The following is a 15,552-nucleotide window of genomic DNA, read 5'->3' as shown; positions in this document are numbered from 1 at the left end:
GTGGTGGGCGGCGGCGAGGTGGGCGGGACGGTGGTCGGCGGGGGTGACGTGGGCGGAACGGTGGTCGGCGGCGGTGAGGTGGGCGGGGGCGTGGTCGGCGGTGAGGTGGTGCCGTCGCAGGTGACGTCCACGTGCCCGAGCTCCACGTCGATCAGGGGCCCGTTGTACAGCTCTCGGCCCTCCTCGTCGCGCAGGACGCCCGAGATGGTGATGTCGAGGCCGGCGCGGGCGGAGCTCTGCGGCTGGTAGCCGCCGCCCGAGGGGTCCTCGAACTGGTCGTACTGGATGGTGAGGGTGGCCGTGCTGACGCCGGCCGCGCCCAGTTCCGCTCCCGTGACCTCGATCTGCGTCGTACCGGTGGGCACCTGGCGCCCCAGGACGTTGATGGTGTTGGAGTCGGTGCGCGCGTAGGCCAGGGCGAGCGGGCCGATGGGTGCGGGGATGCACTCGGCGTAGGCGTCCAGGGAGCCCACGGCGAGGAAATTCCGCTCGTTCAGCGACAGGGTGAACCCGGACGCCTGCGCCTGAGCCCAGTTCTTCGCCGCCTCGGCGTTCGTTCTGGCCACCGCCTGGCCGCGTACGGTCAGGTAGTTCAGGACCCCCGACGGGTCGGAGAGGTCGCCGTTGTCGAGGCCCCCGTTCGGAGGGGAGCCCGCGGTGCCGAAGACGCCGTTGAAGGCGTCCAGTCCGGCCGCGGGTACGTCGGAGATGGTGAGGTCGGCCAGGACGCTGGTGGCCACGTCGCCGTCGGCGGCGCGGGCGCCGGTGCTGGCCATCGTGAAACCGGCGGCGGTCAGAGTCGCGGCCGCGGTGACGGCCAGCGCGGCACGGACGGCGGACCGTCGTACGTCACGGCGCACACCAGGGAGGCGGGGCAGGGTTTTCGGCATGGAGTAATGGGAACGGACCGATGCCGCAAGGCGGGGGATTCACCGCCGAACAGGTGTGTTGCGGCCCCCGTTCCCTCGGGGCCGCGCGTGGGGGCCTGATAGAGCCGTCCTTGCGGGTGGAGCACCCCTCGCGGAGGGCAGAACCGCCTTGTCGCGCACGCCGAAATGGTGAGGCGTCGCTGCTGCGTCGGAGTGAAACTCCCGCTGTGTGCTGTGTGCTGTGTGCTGTGTGCTGTGTGCTGTGTGCTGTGTGCTGTTCGCCGTTCCCCGTGCGCTGCTCGCTGCGCCGCGCGTCCCGTGCGCTCTGCTCCGTGCGGCGCGGGGCGTGCCCTTTCGCTCCGGGTGCGGGCACGGACGAGCCCGGACCCGCCGTGCGGATCCGGGCTCGTCCCGGTCTCAGCCCCTGCCGGGCCCGGCGTCAGACCCCCGCCGGAGCCTTCGCCGGGTCGGGGCCCGGGTCCGGGTGGTCCCGGTGGTCCGGGCCGGTCGTCGCCGTCGGGGCCGGGGGAGTGCCGCCGGTGGCGGCGACCGTCGACGGGGTCGGCTCCTGGGAGACGTTGAACTCGGCCAGCAGCTCCTTGCCGAAGCCGAAGAAGTACGTGGCCAGGAAGCCGGCGACGTAGCCCACCAGCAGGCCGCCCCCGTAGATCGCGATCGTGGAACCCAGGCCGTGGTTGCCGTCCAGCAGCGGGAACAGGGCCCAGCCGGACGGGCCGATGGCCGTCGAGCCGACCGTGTCGCCGAGCTGGTTGAACAGGCCCACGAACCCGCCGCCGAACGCCCCGCCCACGCAGGCCGTGATGAACGGGCGGCCCAGCGGCAGCGAGACGCCGTAGATCAGGGGTTCGCCGACGCCCAGCAGGCCCGCCGGGAGCGCCGACTTGATCGTGCGGCGGATCGACTCGTTGCGGGGGAGGCGGAAGTACACCGCCACCGCCGCGCCCACCTGGCCCGCGCCGGCCATCGCCAGGATCGGCAGCAGGACCGTGTAGCCCTGTTGCTCGATGAGGGTCGTGTGGATCGGGATCAGCGCCTGGTGCAGCCCCAGCATGACGAGGGGGAGGAACAGGCCGCCGAGGACGAAGCCCGCGCCCGCGCCGCCGTTGGACAGCAGCCAGTCGGCGAACGTCCCGATCGCGGACGAGACCTCGCCCGCCACGTACATCAGGCCGAAGATCGTCACCAGACCCGAGATCAGCACCGTCAGCGTCGGGGTGACCAGCACGTCCAGCGCCTCCGGCACCCAGCGCCGGCACCACTTCTCCACGTACACCGCCAGCACCGCCGCGCCCAGCGCGCCGAGCACACCGCCCTGGCCGGGCGAGAGGGTCTGGCCGAAGGCGTCGATGTTCGCGACGCCCGGGAAGACGATGATCGCCGCCACCGCGCCGCCCAGGATCGGCGTGCCGCCGAACTCCTTCGCCGTGTTGTAGCCCACGAACACCGCGATCAGCGCCATGAACCCGGACGCCATCGCCGCCAGGGCGGGCGTCACGGCGGGCAGCCACTCCAGGTTCACCAGCAGGCCGTTGAGGCCCGCGATGATCCCGCAGCCGATGAGCGCCGGGATCAGCGGTACGAAGATGTTGGCGATCTTCCGCAGGAACAGCTTGAACGGGGTCGCGTTCTTCGCCTTCTGCTGTGCCTTGATCGCCGCGCCCTGAGCCGCCAGTTCGTCGGCGGAGACGGCGGAGACGGCCGAGGCGGAGGGGGCGTCACCCGGTGCCGGTGCGGGCGACGCGGCCGGGGTCGCCGCGCGGCCCTCCTCGACCAGGTGCTCGAACTCCGGGGTGACCCGGGCGACCGTGCCCGGACCCAGCACGATCTGGTACGTGTCGTCCTCGACGACGCCCATCACGGCGGGCAGGGCCTTCAGCGCCTCGTCGTCGACGAGGGAGCGGTCGTGCAGCCCGAGTCGGAGCCGGGTCATGCAGTGGGCGATGGAGGCGACGTTCGCGGCACCGCCGACGAGCGGCAGGATCGCGGCGGCGGTGGCGCGGTTCTTGTCTTCAGTGGCCATGGTGCTCGGTGCCTTGCTGTGCGGGGGGTGGGGGGTACCCGGGGTGGGTCAGGTGGTGCGGACGGCCGTGAGGGCGGCGCGGAGGTGGCCGTTCGCCTCGGCGAGGCGGGCGGCGGCGGTGGGGGCGTCGACCTGGCCGAGGACGACCAGGATCGCGTTCTTGACCTCGCCGTCGGTGGCGGCGAGGGCGGCCTCGATCTCGGCGTCGGACGCGCCGGTGGCCAGGGAGACGATGTGCCGGGAGCGGGCCCGCAGCTTCTCGTTGGAGGCGCGGACGTCGACCATGAGGTTCCCGTACGTCTTGCCGAGCCGGATCATCGTGATCGTCGAGATCATGTTGAGGACGAGCTTCTGCGCCGTGCCCGCCTTGAGCCGGGTGGACCCGGTGAGCAGCTCGGGGCCGGGGACGACCTCCAGCCCGTGCTCGGCGGCGGCGGCCAGCGCGGAGCCGGCGTTGCAGGAGAGCCCGATGGTCAGGGCGCCGCGCGCACGGGCGTGCTCGACCGCGCCGATCGCGTACGGGGTGCGGCCGGAGGCGGAGATGCCGACCACGGTGTCGTCGGCGGTCAGCTTCAGCCCGTCCAGGTCGGCGGCGGCCAGCTCCTTGCTGTCCTCCGCGCCCTCGACGGCGGTGACCATGGCGGACGGGCCGCCCGCGATCAGGCCGATGACCTCGGACGGGTCGGTGTTGAAGGTGGGCGGGCACTCGCTGGCGTCCAGCACCCCGAGGCGGCCCGCCGTGCCCGCGCCCGCGTAGATCAGCCGGCCGCCGCGGGCCATGCGCTCGGCGGTGGCGTCGATGGCCGCGGCGATCTGCGGCAGCCGCTCGGCGACGGCGGCGGGGACGGTGGCGTCCTCGCCGTTCATGATCCGCGCGATCTCCTCGGTGGACAGCCGGTCGATCTCGGCCAGCTCGGGGCGGAACGCCTCGGTGGCGAGGGTGGCGAGCTGGGCGCGCAGCTCGCCGTAGGTCCCGGAGGCGTCGGGGGTGCCGGGGGTCGCGTCGGGGTTCGCGTCGGTGGTGGAGGTCATGAGGTGCGGCTCAGCTTTCTCGGTGCTCGGGTGCTCAGGGTGGCGAGGGATTGTGGGGCGCTTGCGGGGTGGTTCCGTACGAGTACGGGTACAGGGCCGGGGCGGGCGGCCCGCTCGTCCGGACGGCGGGTCAGCGGGCGCGAGGGGTGTGGCGGTGGGCCAGGGCCTCGTAGGAGGCGGAGAGGGCGGGCGCGGCGGTCTCGTACGTCCGCTGCGCGACGCCTATGAACAGGCAGTCCACGACGAGCAGTTGGCTGGTCCGGCTCGACATGGCGGCCGGGCGCAGCTCGCTCTCGCGGGCGGTGGAGGTGGTCAGCACGTGGTCGGCGTACTGCGACACCGGGCCGTCGGGCCGGCCGGTGATCGCGATCGTGGTGGCCCCGCGGTCGAAGGCGACCCGCAGCGGTTCTATGACGTCGCCGGTGGAGCCGGAGTGCGTGATCGCGATGGCCACGTCGCCGCTGCGGAGCTGCACGGCGTTGGTCACCGCGAGGTGCGGGTCCGTGTGGGCGTGGGCGATGAGGCCGATCCGGAGCAGCTTCTGCGCCAGGTCCTGGCCGACGAGGGAGGAGGCGCCGACGCCGTAGACGTCGATGCGGCGGGCGGTCGAGGCGGCGGCGACGGCGGCCCCCAGCTGTACGGTGTCGAGCCCGGCGGCGGTGTCGGCGAGGGTCTGCTGCTCGTCATAGGCGAGCTTGGCGACCACGTCGGCGATCGGGTCGTCCACCGCGATGTCGGCGGTGACGGCGGGGGCCCGGCCGGACTCCTGGTGCGCGGCGAGGCCGGCCAGCGCGAGGCGGAGGTCCCGGTAGCCGGGGTAGCCGAGGAGCCGCGCGGTGCGGACGACGGTGGCCTCGCTGGTGCCCGTGCGCTCGGCGAGGCCGGTGACGGTGAGGGCGGCGCAGCCGGCCGGGTCGCCCGCCACGGCTTCGGCGACCAGCTGCATCGAGCGGGTCATGGAGGGGGCGAGGGTCCGGACCTTGGCGGCGAGCGCCGCGGGGGCGGGCGGGGAGTCACCGCTGAAACTTTCCTTCACGTCACTGGTCACACGTGAAAGATATTTTCAACCCCGGGGCCCGTCAACCCCCCAGCGGTCTCGACCTCTGGCGGAACCTCCGGCGGGCCGTTCCGTGTGCGACGGAGCCTCCGGTGGGCCGTTTCGCGCGCGGGCGCACAATGGGGGCATGGAGCTGAACCCCCTGGAGCAGGCACTGCACACCGCCCGCGCCCTGGTCATGGCGGACCTGGCGGCGGCCGACGTGGCGGAGGCGGACGTCGTCTCGCTGGTCGAGGACGCGGTGACCCACCGGCGGTGGTGGGTGGAGCAGTGGCCGGAGGGCGCGGAGTTCGTGGCCGGCCTGGTCGCCCAGGACGTCCAGGACGCGTTGCTGGAGCGGTACGGGCGGTGGCCGCTGTGTCCCGCCTGCTCGCCCGAGGACGAGCCGCACGCACTGGACGTCGAACCGGAGCTCGGCCCCGACCCGCACTGGGTCTGCACGAAGGCGGCCGTGGCGGTGGCCCCGGTGGGGGCGCTGGGCGAGGTGCTGCGGCGGTGACGCTGTACATCGACCCGCCCACCTGGCCCGGACACGGCCGCCTCTGGTCGCACCTCGTCAGCGACGTCTCGTTCGAGGAGCTGCACGCCTTCGCCGCCGCGATCGGCTGCCCGCCGCGCGCCTTCGAGCGCGACCACTACGACGTACCCGAGGCGCACTACGCGGACGCCGTACGGGCCGGGGCGCGGGAGATCGGCTCGAAGGAGCTGGTCCGGAGGCTGACGGCGGCGGGGCTGCGGAGGCCGAAGGGGCGCCCGGCACCGGGGTAGCCGCCCCCGGCGGGGCCTGTCGGCGGTCCTGCTGGCGGCGGCGACCTGGCGGCCGACGATCTCGTCCACCTCGTGATCGGGATCGCGCTCTCCACCACGCAGAGCCGGGATGTCGAACAGCCGGGGCGGCTGCTCTCCCTGGTCCTCGACGCCGCGTACGCGTCGGCCGCCCCCGCGAAGGATCGCTGAGGCGGCCGGTGAGAAGGAGGAAACAGGAGGCCAGGGGCTACGCGTGGGAGGGGCCGCCCCGCGGCGTCGCCGCGCGGTCGGCCGTCCCGACCCGCTCGGCTGCGGGCACCCGCGCCTGCGGGACGGCCTCCGCCGGACGCCCCTCGCCGGTCGCCGTGCTCTTCGCGATCAGCCGGGACCGCGACCCGCCGCCCACGCCCGTGCCGCTGCCGCGCTGGAGGCGCAGGGCCACGCCCACCGCCGCCAGGGCCACCGCCGTCATCGCCGCGCCCGCCCAGGCGGTGGACGCGAAGCCGAAGTCGAGGTCGATCACCGTGCCGCCGAGCCACGGGCCGGTCGTGTTGCCCAGGTTGAACGCCGCCGTCGTGGTGGCCCCGGCCAGCGTCGGGGCGGCCCCGGCCACGTTGAACATCCGGGCGTTCAGCGCGGGCGCGGTGAAGAAGGCGGACAGCCCCAGCAGGAACGCGAGCACGATGACCACGACCTGGTTCGAGGCGAACAGGGCCAGCGCCACCAGGAACACCGTGGACGCCGCGATGCCGCTCAGCAGCACCCCGAAGAGATGCGCGTCCGCGACCCGGCCGCCGACCATCGTGCCGACCAGCGCGCCCACCCCGAACAGGCCGAGGATCCACGGCACCCACCCGGAATCCAGGCCCGCCACGTCCGTCAGCAGCGGCGCCAGGTAGCTGAACGCGCAGAACACGCCACCCGCCGCGAGCGCGGTGATCACGATCGCCAGCCAGACCTGGCGGTCCCGGTAGATCGTCAGCTCCTGCTTCAGCTCCGGCTTCTTCTCCGGCAGCGGGATGTGCGGGATACGCGTGACGACGCCGACCAGCGCCACCGCCGAGGCCGCGCCGACCGCCCAGAACGCCGAACGCCACCCGAAGTGCTCCCCCAGGAAGGCCCCCAGCGGCACGCCCAGCACGTTCGCCACGGACAGGCCGCCGATCATCACGGCCATCGCACGGGCTCGCTGGTTCACCGGGACCATCGCGATGGCCACGGCCGCGCCGACCGCCCAGAACCCGGCGCACGCGAGCGCGCTCACCACCCGGGAGGCGAAGAGGACCTCGTACGTCGGGGCCAGCGCACCGGCCACCTGGCCGAGGCCGAACACCGAGATCAGGGCGATCAGCGTGGTGCGGCGCGGCAGCCGCAGCGTGGCCACGGCCAGCAGCGGGGCGCCGACCACCATGCCGATCGCGAACGCGGATATGAGGAGTCCGGCCTGCGGGATCGACACGTTCATGTCGTCCGCGATCGGCGGGAGCAGACCCGACAGCATGAACTCGCTGGTACCGAGTGCGAAGACCGAGAGGCCGAGAATGTATACGGCCAGCGGCATGGAAGTGCGGCGTGCGGGAGAGTCGGGCATGACTCGTCCCAACGCGGGGAAACGCATCCGCATTCCCGCCGCCGGGACGGGGGCGCGCCTGTTCACGGTCCTGCAACGCGGGGCTTCGTGTCCCGCTGCGGTACCGGGCCCGGCACGGGCGGTTCTGTTGTCCCGTGCTCGATCTCCTCGCTTGTCCCCTGGTTCTTCGCGGTGGACCACCGGCTCGGTCAGGCGGTCCGGGAGCGGAAGCTGTGGCCGAGTTCGGGGCCGAGCCCGTAGTAGTGGCGGAAGTTGTAGATCAGCGGGCTCCACGCGGCCGGGTCGATGTGCTGGGAGCCGGAAACGACGATCCGGGGGTCGGCGTGCACCCTGAGCACCCGGGCTTCGACGATGAGGAAGTCTCCGGAGGAATCGGGTCGGGCCTGGGCGACGCGGGCTTCCAACTGCATCGGGCATTCGGCGACGCGGGGCGGCCGCACCCGTTCGGAGGGCTGGGGGCGCAGACCGGCGGCGGCGAACTTGTCCGGCTCGAAGCGGAAGGAACCGCGTTTGCTCGCCGGTACCGGGGTGCGCCCGGTCAGCGGCGCCAATCGCTCGACCGCCGGCCACTGCGCGGGCCCGGGGAGGTTGACCACCAGATCACGGCGGCTGCGGAGATTGTGCGCGGTCTGTCCCTCGGCGCCCAGACCGAGGACGATCACGTGGCCCAGCGCCCAGGCCGAGGACATCGGCGCGAGGTTGAAGGAGCCGTTCTCGTTCTCCGTGGAGAGCAGCACGACCGGCGTTCCGAAGTACAGGATGCTCGGCGTGACGGTCACGTGTCCGGGCGACAGGTCGGTGGGCACGCTGCTGGGCGTCGCGGTGTTCATGGGGCCGACCGTAGAGCGCGGACGCTTCGGCAGCGGCCGAAGGATCGCGGGGAGACAATGGACAGCGATGAACAGCCATGACACCCACCCCGGGGGCCCTGACCTGGCCGCCCTGGCCGCATTGCTGGCCGACGCCACCCGGGCCGGCTTCTGCCTGGCGCTTCTGGACGGCCGGGCATGGACCGCGATCGAGCTGGCGCGCCATGCCGGAGTGGCCGCTTCGACGGCGACCGGACACTTGAACCGCCTGGTCGGCAGTGGGCTGCTCACACAGGAGCGCCAGGGGCGCCATCGCTACGTTCGCCTGGCCGACCCCGACACGGCCGAGCTGATCGAGAAGCTCGCCTCGATGGCGCCTCGGCGCGCCGATCCGCCGCGCTCTCTGCCCGCTGTCAACCGCAGCCGGGCGTTGGCCCGCGCCCGCACGTGCTACGACCATCTCGCCGGCGCGCTCGGGGTCGCGATCACCGAGGCGATGACCGACCGGGGGATGCTGGACTGGGAGCAGGGGCTGGCTCTCACCGGCGACGGGACCGCCTGGCTCGCTGAACTCGGCATCGCGCTACCGCCCGCCACGCGGCGTCCGCCGGTTCGCTCCTGCCTGGACTGGACCGAACGCCGCCCCCACCTGGCCGGCGCCGTCGGCGCCGCCCTGTGCCGTCACGCCTTCGACGCCGGCTGGATCACTCGGATCGGCACGAGCCGCGCCGTCGCGCTCACCGACGCCGGCAAGCACGCGCTCACGGATCGCCTCGGTCCGGCCGCCGTCGAGACGTAGACCCCGGGCGGGCGAACACCAGCCCCCGCTGTCCTCTTCGCGGTCCTGCGGTGGGGCCGCCGGCCGCGACGACGGGAATGGTCAGACAGGCCCTAGGCGGGCAGCGCGTGCAGCTTCTTGCCGTGCAAGGCGAAGACGTGCTTGCCGTCCGTGGCCACCAGCCACGCGTGGTAGTCGCCCGAGCCGTCGTTGAACGTCCACCGCAGGGCGCCGGTCCTGGCGTCCACCGCGTGCACCCCGCCCTCCGGGTCGAGGTCGGTGGCCCCGTACAGCGTGCCGCCCACCCGGACGAACTGCCGGGGTACCTGGGCCTTCGCGTCCCTCAGCGCCGTGGACTGCCACACCTTCTTCCCGGTCGCCGGATCGAGCGCCCACAGCGTGCGGCCGCTGTCCGCGATGTACAGCACGCCGTCGACCAGGCTCGGCTCCCGGAACAGGGAGAACTCCTCGGCCTCCACCGACCACTTCTCGGAGCCGTCCGCCAGCGCGAACGCCTGGAGCCGCGACCCCTGCGGAACGATCACCAGGTCCCCGTGGACGGCGAACGGCCCGTAACTCGTCTTCGTCGTCTTGTGCGTCCACACCTGCCGGCCGGTGGCGGTGTCGCGGACCGTGAGGTTCTTCTTGAAGTCCGTGTAGACGAGGTGGCGGCCCCGCACGGCGGCGTGGACGCCGTTCTGCTCGGTGCCGAGGTCCCGCTGCTCCTTCCACACGACCTTGCCGGTGGCGCTGTTCAGCGCGGCGATCACGTTGGTGTGGGACGACCCGTCCGCCTCCAGGATCTCCGCGATCACGTACACCTGCTCCGCGTCCACGGCGACCGGCCGCGGCTGCCGGTACTCCTTGCCGAGACGGCTGCGCCAGGACTCCTCGCCCGACCCCGGTACGTACCCGATCACGCTGCCGTCGTACTTGCCGCTGGCCAGGTACAGGGTGCCGCCGCCGAGCAGCAGCGGCGCACCGGGCGTCGCCCCGTCGGCCAGCGACCACCGCTGCTCGCCGGTCGCCCCGGCGAGCGCGGCCAGCGGATCGCCGCTCGCGATCACCACGCCGTCCACGGCCACGAGTTCGTCGTTGTCCCCGTACGTCTGCGCGGAGGTCGTCCTCGACCAGACCGGTGCGGGGGCCTTGCCGTCCTCACCGGCCCCGCCGCCCTTGCCGTCCTCGGGGGCGGGGGTGCGCGGCGGCGGCACGCTGCCCTCGCCGCCGGTCGCCGACTCGTCCTCGCAGCCGGTCAGCCCGGCCCCGAGCACGGCCATCGTGATCCCGGTCCCCGCCAGCCGCAGCACGCGCCGCCGGGAAGATCTGCCGGCCGTCGTACCGAGTCCCTTGGACATGTCGCCTTACCCCCGTGGAGTCGTTCGGAGCGGAAAGATCGGCGGATCGCCGTCGCAGAAGGCGTGTGCATCTGCGATGCGAGACGTTAGTGGCCGGTGTCCCGTACCGGTCGGGCCAGGGTGCAACCGGTACGACACCGTGAACCAACCGGAACATTCGCGAAGACACGTTGACAGTCAGCGGGGGAGGGGGAGGGGGAGGGGGAGCGGCCGGAGGGAGAGGGGAGGGGTGGTGGCGGGGCGGCCGGTCAGCCGGGGGCGGACGAGGTCAGCAGCTCCAGCTCCGTCGCCAGGTTGTGCCGGGCGCGCTCCTCCCACTCCGCCGCGCCGTACGGGGTACGGAACAGGCGGGGCAGATCGAGGAGTTGCCGCAGGACCGCCGCCCGGCCCTCCCGGAAGGCGTCGTCCGGGACGAAGCCGTACTCCTCCCGGACCCGGGCCGCGTACGCCGCGTACTCCTGGGGCCCGCCCGCCAGGACCGCCAGATCGGCGTCGCACAGCACCTCGCCGTTGCGGTCGCCCTCGGCGGGGGCGTGCGTGACGGTGAGCCGGACCAGCCGGGCGACCTCGGCCACCACCGCGTCCGGCACCCCCGCCTCGGTCAGCGCGCGCTCGGCCAGCGCGGCGCTGCGCTCCTCGTTCTCGCTCCGGTCGGGCCGGTACACCGCGTCGTGGAACCAGGCGGCGAGCCGTACCGCCTGTACGTCGTCGGCGTGGGCGGCCAGGGTGTCGACGTGGTCCAGGACGGCCCGGAGGTGGGCGGTCGAGTGGTACCGGCGCTGCGGCTCGGCCCAGCGGGCGAGCAGGTTCTCGGCGTACGGCAACGGATCGGGGCCCTCCGCCCCGGCCCGTGCCGCCAGCAGCGTGTCGTGCCAGCGGCCCCGGAGCCCGGCGCCAGCCCCGGCGTCGGTATCGGCGTGGGACCCGGCGACGGTATCGACCTCGGCGTCGGCCCCGGCGTCGGTATCGACCTCGGCGGCGGTGCCGGTGCCGGTTTCGGTGTCGCGTGGTGCGCCGGTGTGGTGGCTGTGGTCCGTCATGGGGCGACTTTAGGACGTGGGCCGTGCCGGTTCGGGCCCGCGCGGGCCCGGCCGCCCGGGGCTTCGCGCTTCCACCCTGCGGACCGGCTCTTGTCGCCCGGCCCGGACGGTCATACCGTGCGGCCGTGATGATGGATCTCAACGCGGACCTCGGCGAGGGCTTCGGCACCTGGACCCTGACCGACGACGACGCCCTCCTCGCCGTCGTCACCAGCGCCAACGTCGCCTGCGGCTTCCACGCGGGCGACGCCTCCGTGATGCGGCGGGTCTGCGACGCGGCGGCGGCCGGCGGGGTGCGGATCGGCGCGCAGGTCTCCTACCGCGACCTGGCCGGGTTCGGACGCCGCGCGATGGACGTGCCCGCCGCCGAGCTGGCCGCCGAGATCGCCTACCAGATAGGCGCGTTGCGGGTGTTCGCGGAGGCCGCCGGCGCCACCGTCTCGTACGTCAAACCGCACGGCGCGCTCTACAACCGGACCGTCCGGGACGACGAGCAGGCCGCCGCCGTCATCGAGGGGATCCGTCTCGCGGGCGGCTCCCCGGCCGTGCTGGGGCTGCCGGGCTCGCGTCTGCTCGCCCACGCGGCAGCGGCTCGACTGGTGCCCGTGGAAGAGGCGTTCGCCGACCGTGCGTACACCCCGGAGGGCACTCTCGTACCGCGTGGCGAGGCGGGCGCGGTCGTGCACGACCCGGACGAGGTCGTACGCCGCAGCGTCGGGATGGCCGTCGAGCGGGCGGTGGCCGGGGCGGACGGCAGCCGTGTCCCGGTCGTCGCGCGCTCGCTCTGCGTCCACGGGGACACGCCGGGCGCGGCGGACCTCGCCCGCCGGGTGCGGGCGGCCCTGGAGGAAGCGGGCGTCACGATACGGGCGTTCACGTGACCCGGCCGGGCAACTTCCGTAGCTGCGGCAGTGGTTCGGGGGGTGCGCCGCGTGTGCTGGCAGCCGGGCCGCACGCGCTCCTCGTCGAACTCGCCGACGGCGAGCACGCCGAGGCGTTCCACGCCGAGCTGATCCGCCGCCGCGAGCGCGGTGAGCTGCCCGCCGTGCGCGACATCGTCCCGGCCGCCCGCACCGTCCTGCTCGACGGGATCGCGGACCGTGACCCCGGGGCCCGGGACCGTCTGGCGCGGGACCTCGCCTCGTGGCGGGTGGAGCCGGTGTCCCGGGCGGGCGGCGATCCGGTGGAGATCCCCGTCATCTACGACGGGCCCGACCTCGACGCGGTCGCCGCGCTCTGGGGCGTCGGGGCCGACGAGGTGGGCGCGCTGCACTCCCGTACCGCGTTCCGGGTGGCGTTCTGCGGGTTCGCCCCCGGGTTCGGCTATCTCGCGGGGCTGCCCGAGCGGCTGCACGTGCCCCGGCGCACGACCCCGCGCACCCGGGTCCCGGCCGGGGCGGTGGCCCTCGCCGGGCCCTACACGGGGGTGTACCCGCGCCCTTCGCCCGGCGGCTGGCAGCTCATCGGGCGGATGCCGGACCCGGCAGCCCTGTGGGACCCGGCGCGGGAGCCGGCGGCGCTGCTCGGCCCGGGGACGCCGGTGCGGTTCGTGCCGGTGGGGGAGGGTGGCGGTCCGCACGCGGGGGCGGTGCCCGAGCCCCGTGGACGTACGGCACCGGCACCTCTCGGCGGGGCGGCGTCCCCGACCGGGACGACGCCTTACGCCGGGGCTGCGCATCCGACCGAAGCAACGCCGCACGCCGGGCCGATGCCCCCTGCCGGGCCTACGCCCCCCGCCGCAGGTCCCCGGGCGGGCGCATGACGTCAACCCCCGCCGCGTACCTGCACGTTGTCCGGTCCGGCGCGCTGACCACCGTGCAGGATGCGGGCCGTCCCGGCTGGGCGCATCTCGGGGTCGGGCGGTCCGGTGCGCTGGACGCGCCCGCCGCCCGGCTGGCCAACCGGCTGGTGGGCAATCCGCCCGGCGCCGCCGTCCTGGAGACCACCCTCACCGGCTGCGCGGTCCGCCCGGACCGGCCGGTCGTCGCCGTTGTCGGCGGGGCGGGCTGCCCGGTGCGCGTGGGCGGGCGGCCGGTGGCGTGGGGCGAGCCGGTACGGGTGCCTGCCGGCGCGGTGCTGGAGGCGGGCCCCGCCGTCACCGGTCTCCGGAGCTATCTGGCGTTCGCGGGCGGGCTGGAGCCGGACGCGGTGCTGGGCAGCCGGTCGGCGGACCTCCTGTCGGGGCTCGGGCCCGCCCCGCTGGGCGCGGGGGACACCGTTCCGCTGGGCGACCCGGCGAAGCCGAGCGACCCGGTGGAGCCGGGCGGCCTGGTGGGGCCGAGCCGCCCGGTGGGGCCGGGCAGCGCGGTGGAGCTGGGCGACCCGGCGAAGAGGTGCGGTCCGGCGAAGAGGCGCGGACCGGCAGAGCGATGCGGGCCTCCGGCCGCCGCCGGGCCCGCCCCCTGGCCCGGCGCCCCCGTCGAACTGGTGCTGCCGGTCCATCTCGGGCCCCGCCACGACTGGTTCACCGCGCCCGCGCTCCGTACCCTCCTGACCGCCGACTACCGGGTCTCACCGCACAGCAACCGCATCGGCCTCCGCACGGAAGGCCCCGCGCTGGAACGGTCCCGTGCCGAGGAACTGCCGAGCGAGGGAGTGGTGTTGGGGGCCATCCAGGTGCCGCCGGACGGCCGGCCCGTCGTCTTCCTCCACGACCATCCGACGACGGGCGGCTATCCCGTCGTCGGCGTCGTCGCCGAACGGGCCCTCGCCGGGGCGGCCCAGGCGGTCCCGGGCACCCGGCTGCGCTTCGTACGGGCCTGAGGCCGCGACCGGCCGGGTACCGCACGACCGGCCGGGTACCGCACGGTCTGCCGCGACCGGCCGTGGACCGCGCGGCCGGCCGCAGATCAGGCGTGCCGCGGAGGGGCCGACGGCGAGCCGGTCAGCAGCAGTTGGGGAAGTCCCAGGGCAGCCAGCCCTTCCCGGTGTCGAGGCGCATCTTGCCCACGGTGGCGCCGTTGGTGTTCTTCAGCACCATGCTCGTCCGGAGTTCGCCCCCCGAGTACCAGTCCGTGACGGTGATGGAGCTTGCCGCGTTGGCCTGGCCGCCGGCCGGGTCGGGCTTGCCCATGGACGTCCACTTGCTCCAACTGCCGTTCGTGGTGATGCGCCACCACACCGCGTAGTCGGTGCCGACCAGGAACTGCTCGTCCTCGCCGTTCGGCAGGTCGTGCTTGGTCACGCCGTACTTGCAGATGTACTTGCCGTTTCCACCGGCCGTGCAGGTGTCGGCGGCCTGGACCGGCGTGATGGACACGGCCAGCCCGGCTATGGCGGTGGCGGCGACGACGACGGCCTTGATTCTCTTCACCCTGTGCATTCCTGTTCTCCGACGTACTCCGCACGGACCGGACTCCTTCCGGAACGGCGGTGAATCGCCGTCACCTTACGGGCCACCGGTGAACGTTTCCTGAACGGGAGCGGCGGGGCCCGGTGGGCCCCGCCGCTCCCGTTCGTCGTGTGCGATGCCGGTCTCACGCGCCCTTGAAGGTGCGCAGGCGCAGGGAGTTGCCGACCACGAAGACGGACGAGAAGGCCATGGCCGCCCCGGCGATCATCGGGTTGAGCAGTCCGGCGGCGGCCAGGGGCAGCGCCGCGACGTTGTAGGCGAAGGCCCAGAAGAGGTTCGTGCGGATGGTGGAGAGGGTGCGGCGGGAGAGGCGGATCGCGTCGGCGGCGGCGTTGAGGTCGCCCCGGACGAGGGTGAGGTCGCCCGCCTCGATCGCGGCGTCCGTCCCGGTGCCCATCGCCAGCCCGAGATCGGCCTGGGCGAGGGCGGCGGCGTCGTTGACCCCGTCCCCGACCATCGCGACCGAACGGCCCTCCGCCTGGAGGCGCTTGACCACGTCGACCTTGTCCTGCGGCATGACCTCCGCGTACACCTCGTCGATGCCGACCTCGGCCGCCACCGACTCCGCGACCGCCCGGTTGTCGCCGGTCAGGAGGATCGGGGTGAGACCGAGGGCCCGCAGCCGCCGGACGGCCTCCGCGCTCGTCTCCTTCACCGCGTCCGCGACCTCCAGCACGGCGCGCGCCTCGCCGTCCCAGGCCACCGCGATCGCGGTGCGCCCGGCGGCCTCCGCCGCCCGCTTCGCCTCGGCGAGAGCGGCCGGGAGACGGATCTCCCACTCGGCCAGGAGCTGTTCCCGGCCGACCAGGACGGCGTGGCCTTCGACGGTGCCCTGGACGCCGAGGCCGGGGACGTTGGCGAAGTCCTCGGGGGTGGGG

General features: G+C 74.1%; 16 protein-coding genes. 6 read left to right on the top strand and 10 right to left on the bottom strand.

Annotation, left to right across the window (positions count from 1 at the left end; genetic code table 11):
• From IF19_RS0133715 to IF19_RS0133700, 4 genes are all read right to left on the bottom strand, one after another.
• A partial coding sequence (locus IF19_RS0133715) for a hypothetical protein (protein ID WP_030290270.1) occupies nt 1-890 on the bottom strand: 890 nt, incomplete at its 3' end.
• 418 nt (nt 891-1,308) lie between these two features.
• Complete coding sequence (locus IF19_RS0133710; protein WP_030119417.1) at nt 1,309-2,910, bottom strand: PTS transporter subunit EIIC; 1,602 nt, start codon at nt 2,908-2,910, stop codon at nt 1,309-1,311.
• Between the two features lie 48 nt (nt 2,911-2,958).
• Nucleotides 2,959-3,942, bottom strand: coding sequence for an N-acetylmuramic acid 6-phosphate etherase (gene murQ, locus IF19_RS0133705; RefSeq protein ID WP_078580548.1), 984 nt, complete (start codon nt 3,940-3,942; stop codon nt 2,959-2,961).
• 130 nt (nt 3,943-4,072) lie between these two features.
• The gene (locus IF19_RS0133700; RefSeq protein WP_030119414.1) at nt 4,073-4,990 is read right to left on the bottom strand and encodes a MurR/RpiR family transcriptional regulator; all 918 of its coding nucleotides are present in this window, start codon (nt 4,988-4,990) and stop codon (nt 4,073-4,075) included.
• Nucleotides 4,991-5,126: 136 nt separating this feature from the next.
• On the opposite strand from IF19_RS0133700, the gene IF19_RS0133695 reads away from it, so the two are divergent.
• Nucleotides 5,127-5,498: a hypothetical protein gene (locus IF19_RS0133695; RefSeq protein ID WP_030119413.1), complete on the top strand. Its 372-nt coding sequence runs from the start codon at nt 5,127-5,129 to the stop codon at nt 5,496-5,498.
• Nucleotides 5,495-5,767, top strand: a complete 273-nt coding sequence (locus tag IF19_RS0133690; protein WP_030119412.1) for a DUF4031 domain-containing protein — start codon at nt 5,495-5,497, stop codon at nt 5,765-5,767. Before IF19_RS0133695 ends, IF19_RS0133690 begins: the two co-directional genes overlap by 4 nt.
• Nucleotides 5,768-5,993: 226 nt before the next feature.
• On the opposite strand, the gene IF19_RS0133680 is transcribed toward IF19_RS0133690, so the two are convergent.
• Together IF19_RS0133680 and IF19_RS0133675 are read right to left on the bottom strand one after the other, a co-directional pair.
• On the bottom strand, nt 5,994-7,307 hold the full coding sequence (locus tag IF19_RS0133680) for a Cmx/CmrA family chloramphenicol efflux MFS transporter (RefSeq protein WP_234310702.1): 1,314 nt from the start codon (nt 7,305-7,307) through the stop codon (nt 5,994-5,996).
• 218 nt (nt 7,308-7,525) lie between these two features.
• A complete protein-coding gene (locus IF19_RS0133675; protein ID WP_030119410.1) occupies nt 7,526-8,167 on the bottom strand; it encodes a flavin reductase family protein in 642 nt (213 codons plus the stop codon).
• A gap of 67 nt (nt 8,168-8,234) precedes the next feature.
• On the opposite strand from IF19_RS0133675, the gene IF19_RS0133670 reads away from it, so the two are divergent.
• Complete coding sequence (locus IF19_RS0133670; RefSeq protein ID WP_030119409.1) at nt 8,235-8,945, top strand: helix-turn-helix domain-containing protein; 711 nt, start codon at nt 8,235-8,237, stop codon at nt 8,943-8,945.
• 92 nt (nt 8,946-9,037) lie between these two features.
• Here IF19_RS0133670 and IF19_RS0133665 read toward each other — a convergent pair whose 3' ends face one another.
• Together IF19_RS0133665 and IF19_RS0133660 are read right to left on the bottom strand one after the other, a co-directional pair.
• Nucleotides 9,038-10,282: a PQQ-binding-like beta-propeller repeat protein gene (locus tag IF19_RS0133665; RefSeq protein ID WP_030119408.1), complete on the bottom strand. Its 1,245-nt coding sequence runs from the start codon at nt 10,280-10,282 to the stop codon at nt 9,038-9,040.
• 248 nt (nt 10,283-10,530) lie between these two features.
• Nucleotides 10,531-11,322: an HD domain-containing protein gene (locus IF19_RS0133660; protein ID WP_234310704.1), complete on the bottom strand. Its 792-nt coding sequence runs from the start codon at nt 11,320-11,322 to the stop codon at nt 10,531-10,533.
• 131 nt (nt 11,323-11,453) lie between these two features.
• Here IF19_RS0133660 and IF19_RS0133655 point away from each other — a divergent pair, with 131 nt between their 5' ends.
• The 3 genes from IF19_RS0133655 to IF19_RS0133645 are packed head-to-tail and all read left to right on the top strand — an operon-like array spanning nt 11,454 to nt 14,085.
• Nucleotides 11,454-12,203 carry a LamB/YcsF family protein gene (locus IF19_RS0133655; protein ID WP_030278124.1) on the top strand — a complete coding sequence of 250 codons (750 nt, stop codon included), beginning with the start codon at nt 11,454-11,456 and terminating at the stop codon, nt 12,201-12,203.
• Nucleotides 12,200-13,084: a 5-oxoprolinase subunit B family protein gene (locus IF19_RS0133650; RefSeq protein ID WP_418952777.1), complete on the top strand. Its 885-nt coding sequence runs from the start codon at nt 12,200-12,202 to the stop codon at nt 13,082-13,084. Before IF19_RS0133655 ends, IF19_RS0133650 begins: the two co-directional genes overlap by 4 nt.
• Nucleotides 13,081-14,085, top strand: coding sequence for a 5-oxoprolinase subunit C family protein (locus IF19_RS0133645; RefSeq protein WP_030119404.1), 1,005 nt, complete (start codon nt 13,081-13,083; stop codon nt 14,083-14,085). Before IF19_RS0133650 ends, IF19_RS0133645 begins: the two co-directional genes overlap by 4 nt.
• A gap of 121 nt (nt 14,086-14,206) precedes the next feature.
• Here the strand turns inward: IF19_RS0133645 and IF19_RS1000000135605 are convergent, their stop codons facing one another.
• Together IF19_RS1000000135605 and IF19_RS0133635 are read right to left on the bottom strand one after the other, a co-directional pair.
• The gene (locus IF19_RS1000000135605) at nt 14,207-14,644 is read right to left on the bottom strand and encodes a hypothetical protein (RefSeq protein WP_050499007.1); all 438 of its coding nucleotides are present in this window, start codon (nt 14,642-14,644) and stop codon (nt 14,207-14,209) included.
• A gap of 154 nt (nt 14,645-14,798) precedes the next feature.
• Nucleotides 14,799-15,552 (bottom strand): HAD-IC family P-type ATPase (locus tag IF19_RS0133635; RefSeq protein ID WP_030278123.1); only part of this gene is annotated, 754 nt, incomplete at its 5' end.

Source organism: Streptomyces californicus (assembly GCF_000717645.1).
GTDB lineage: Bacteria > Actinomycetota > Actinomycetes > Streptomycetales > Streptomycetaceae > Streptomyces > Streptomyces californicus.
Note: the sequence above shows the minus strand (reverse complement) of the source record. Positions and strands in the feature narration are given on the sequence as shown.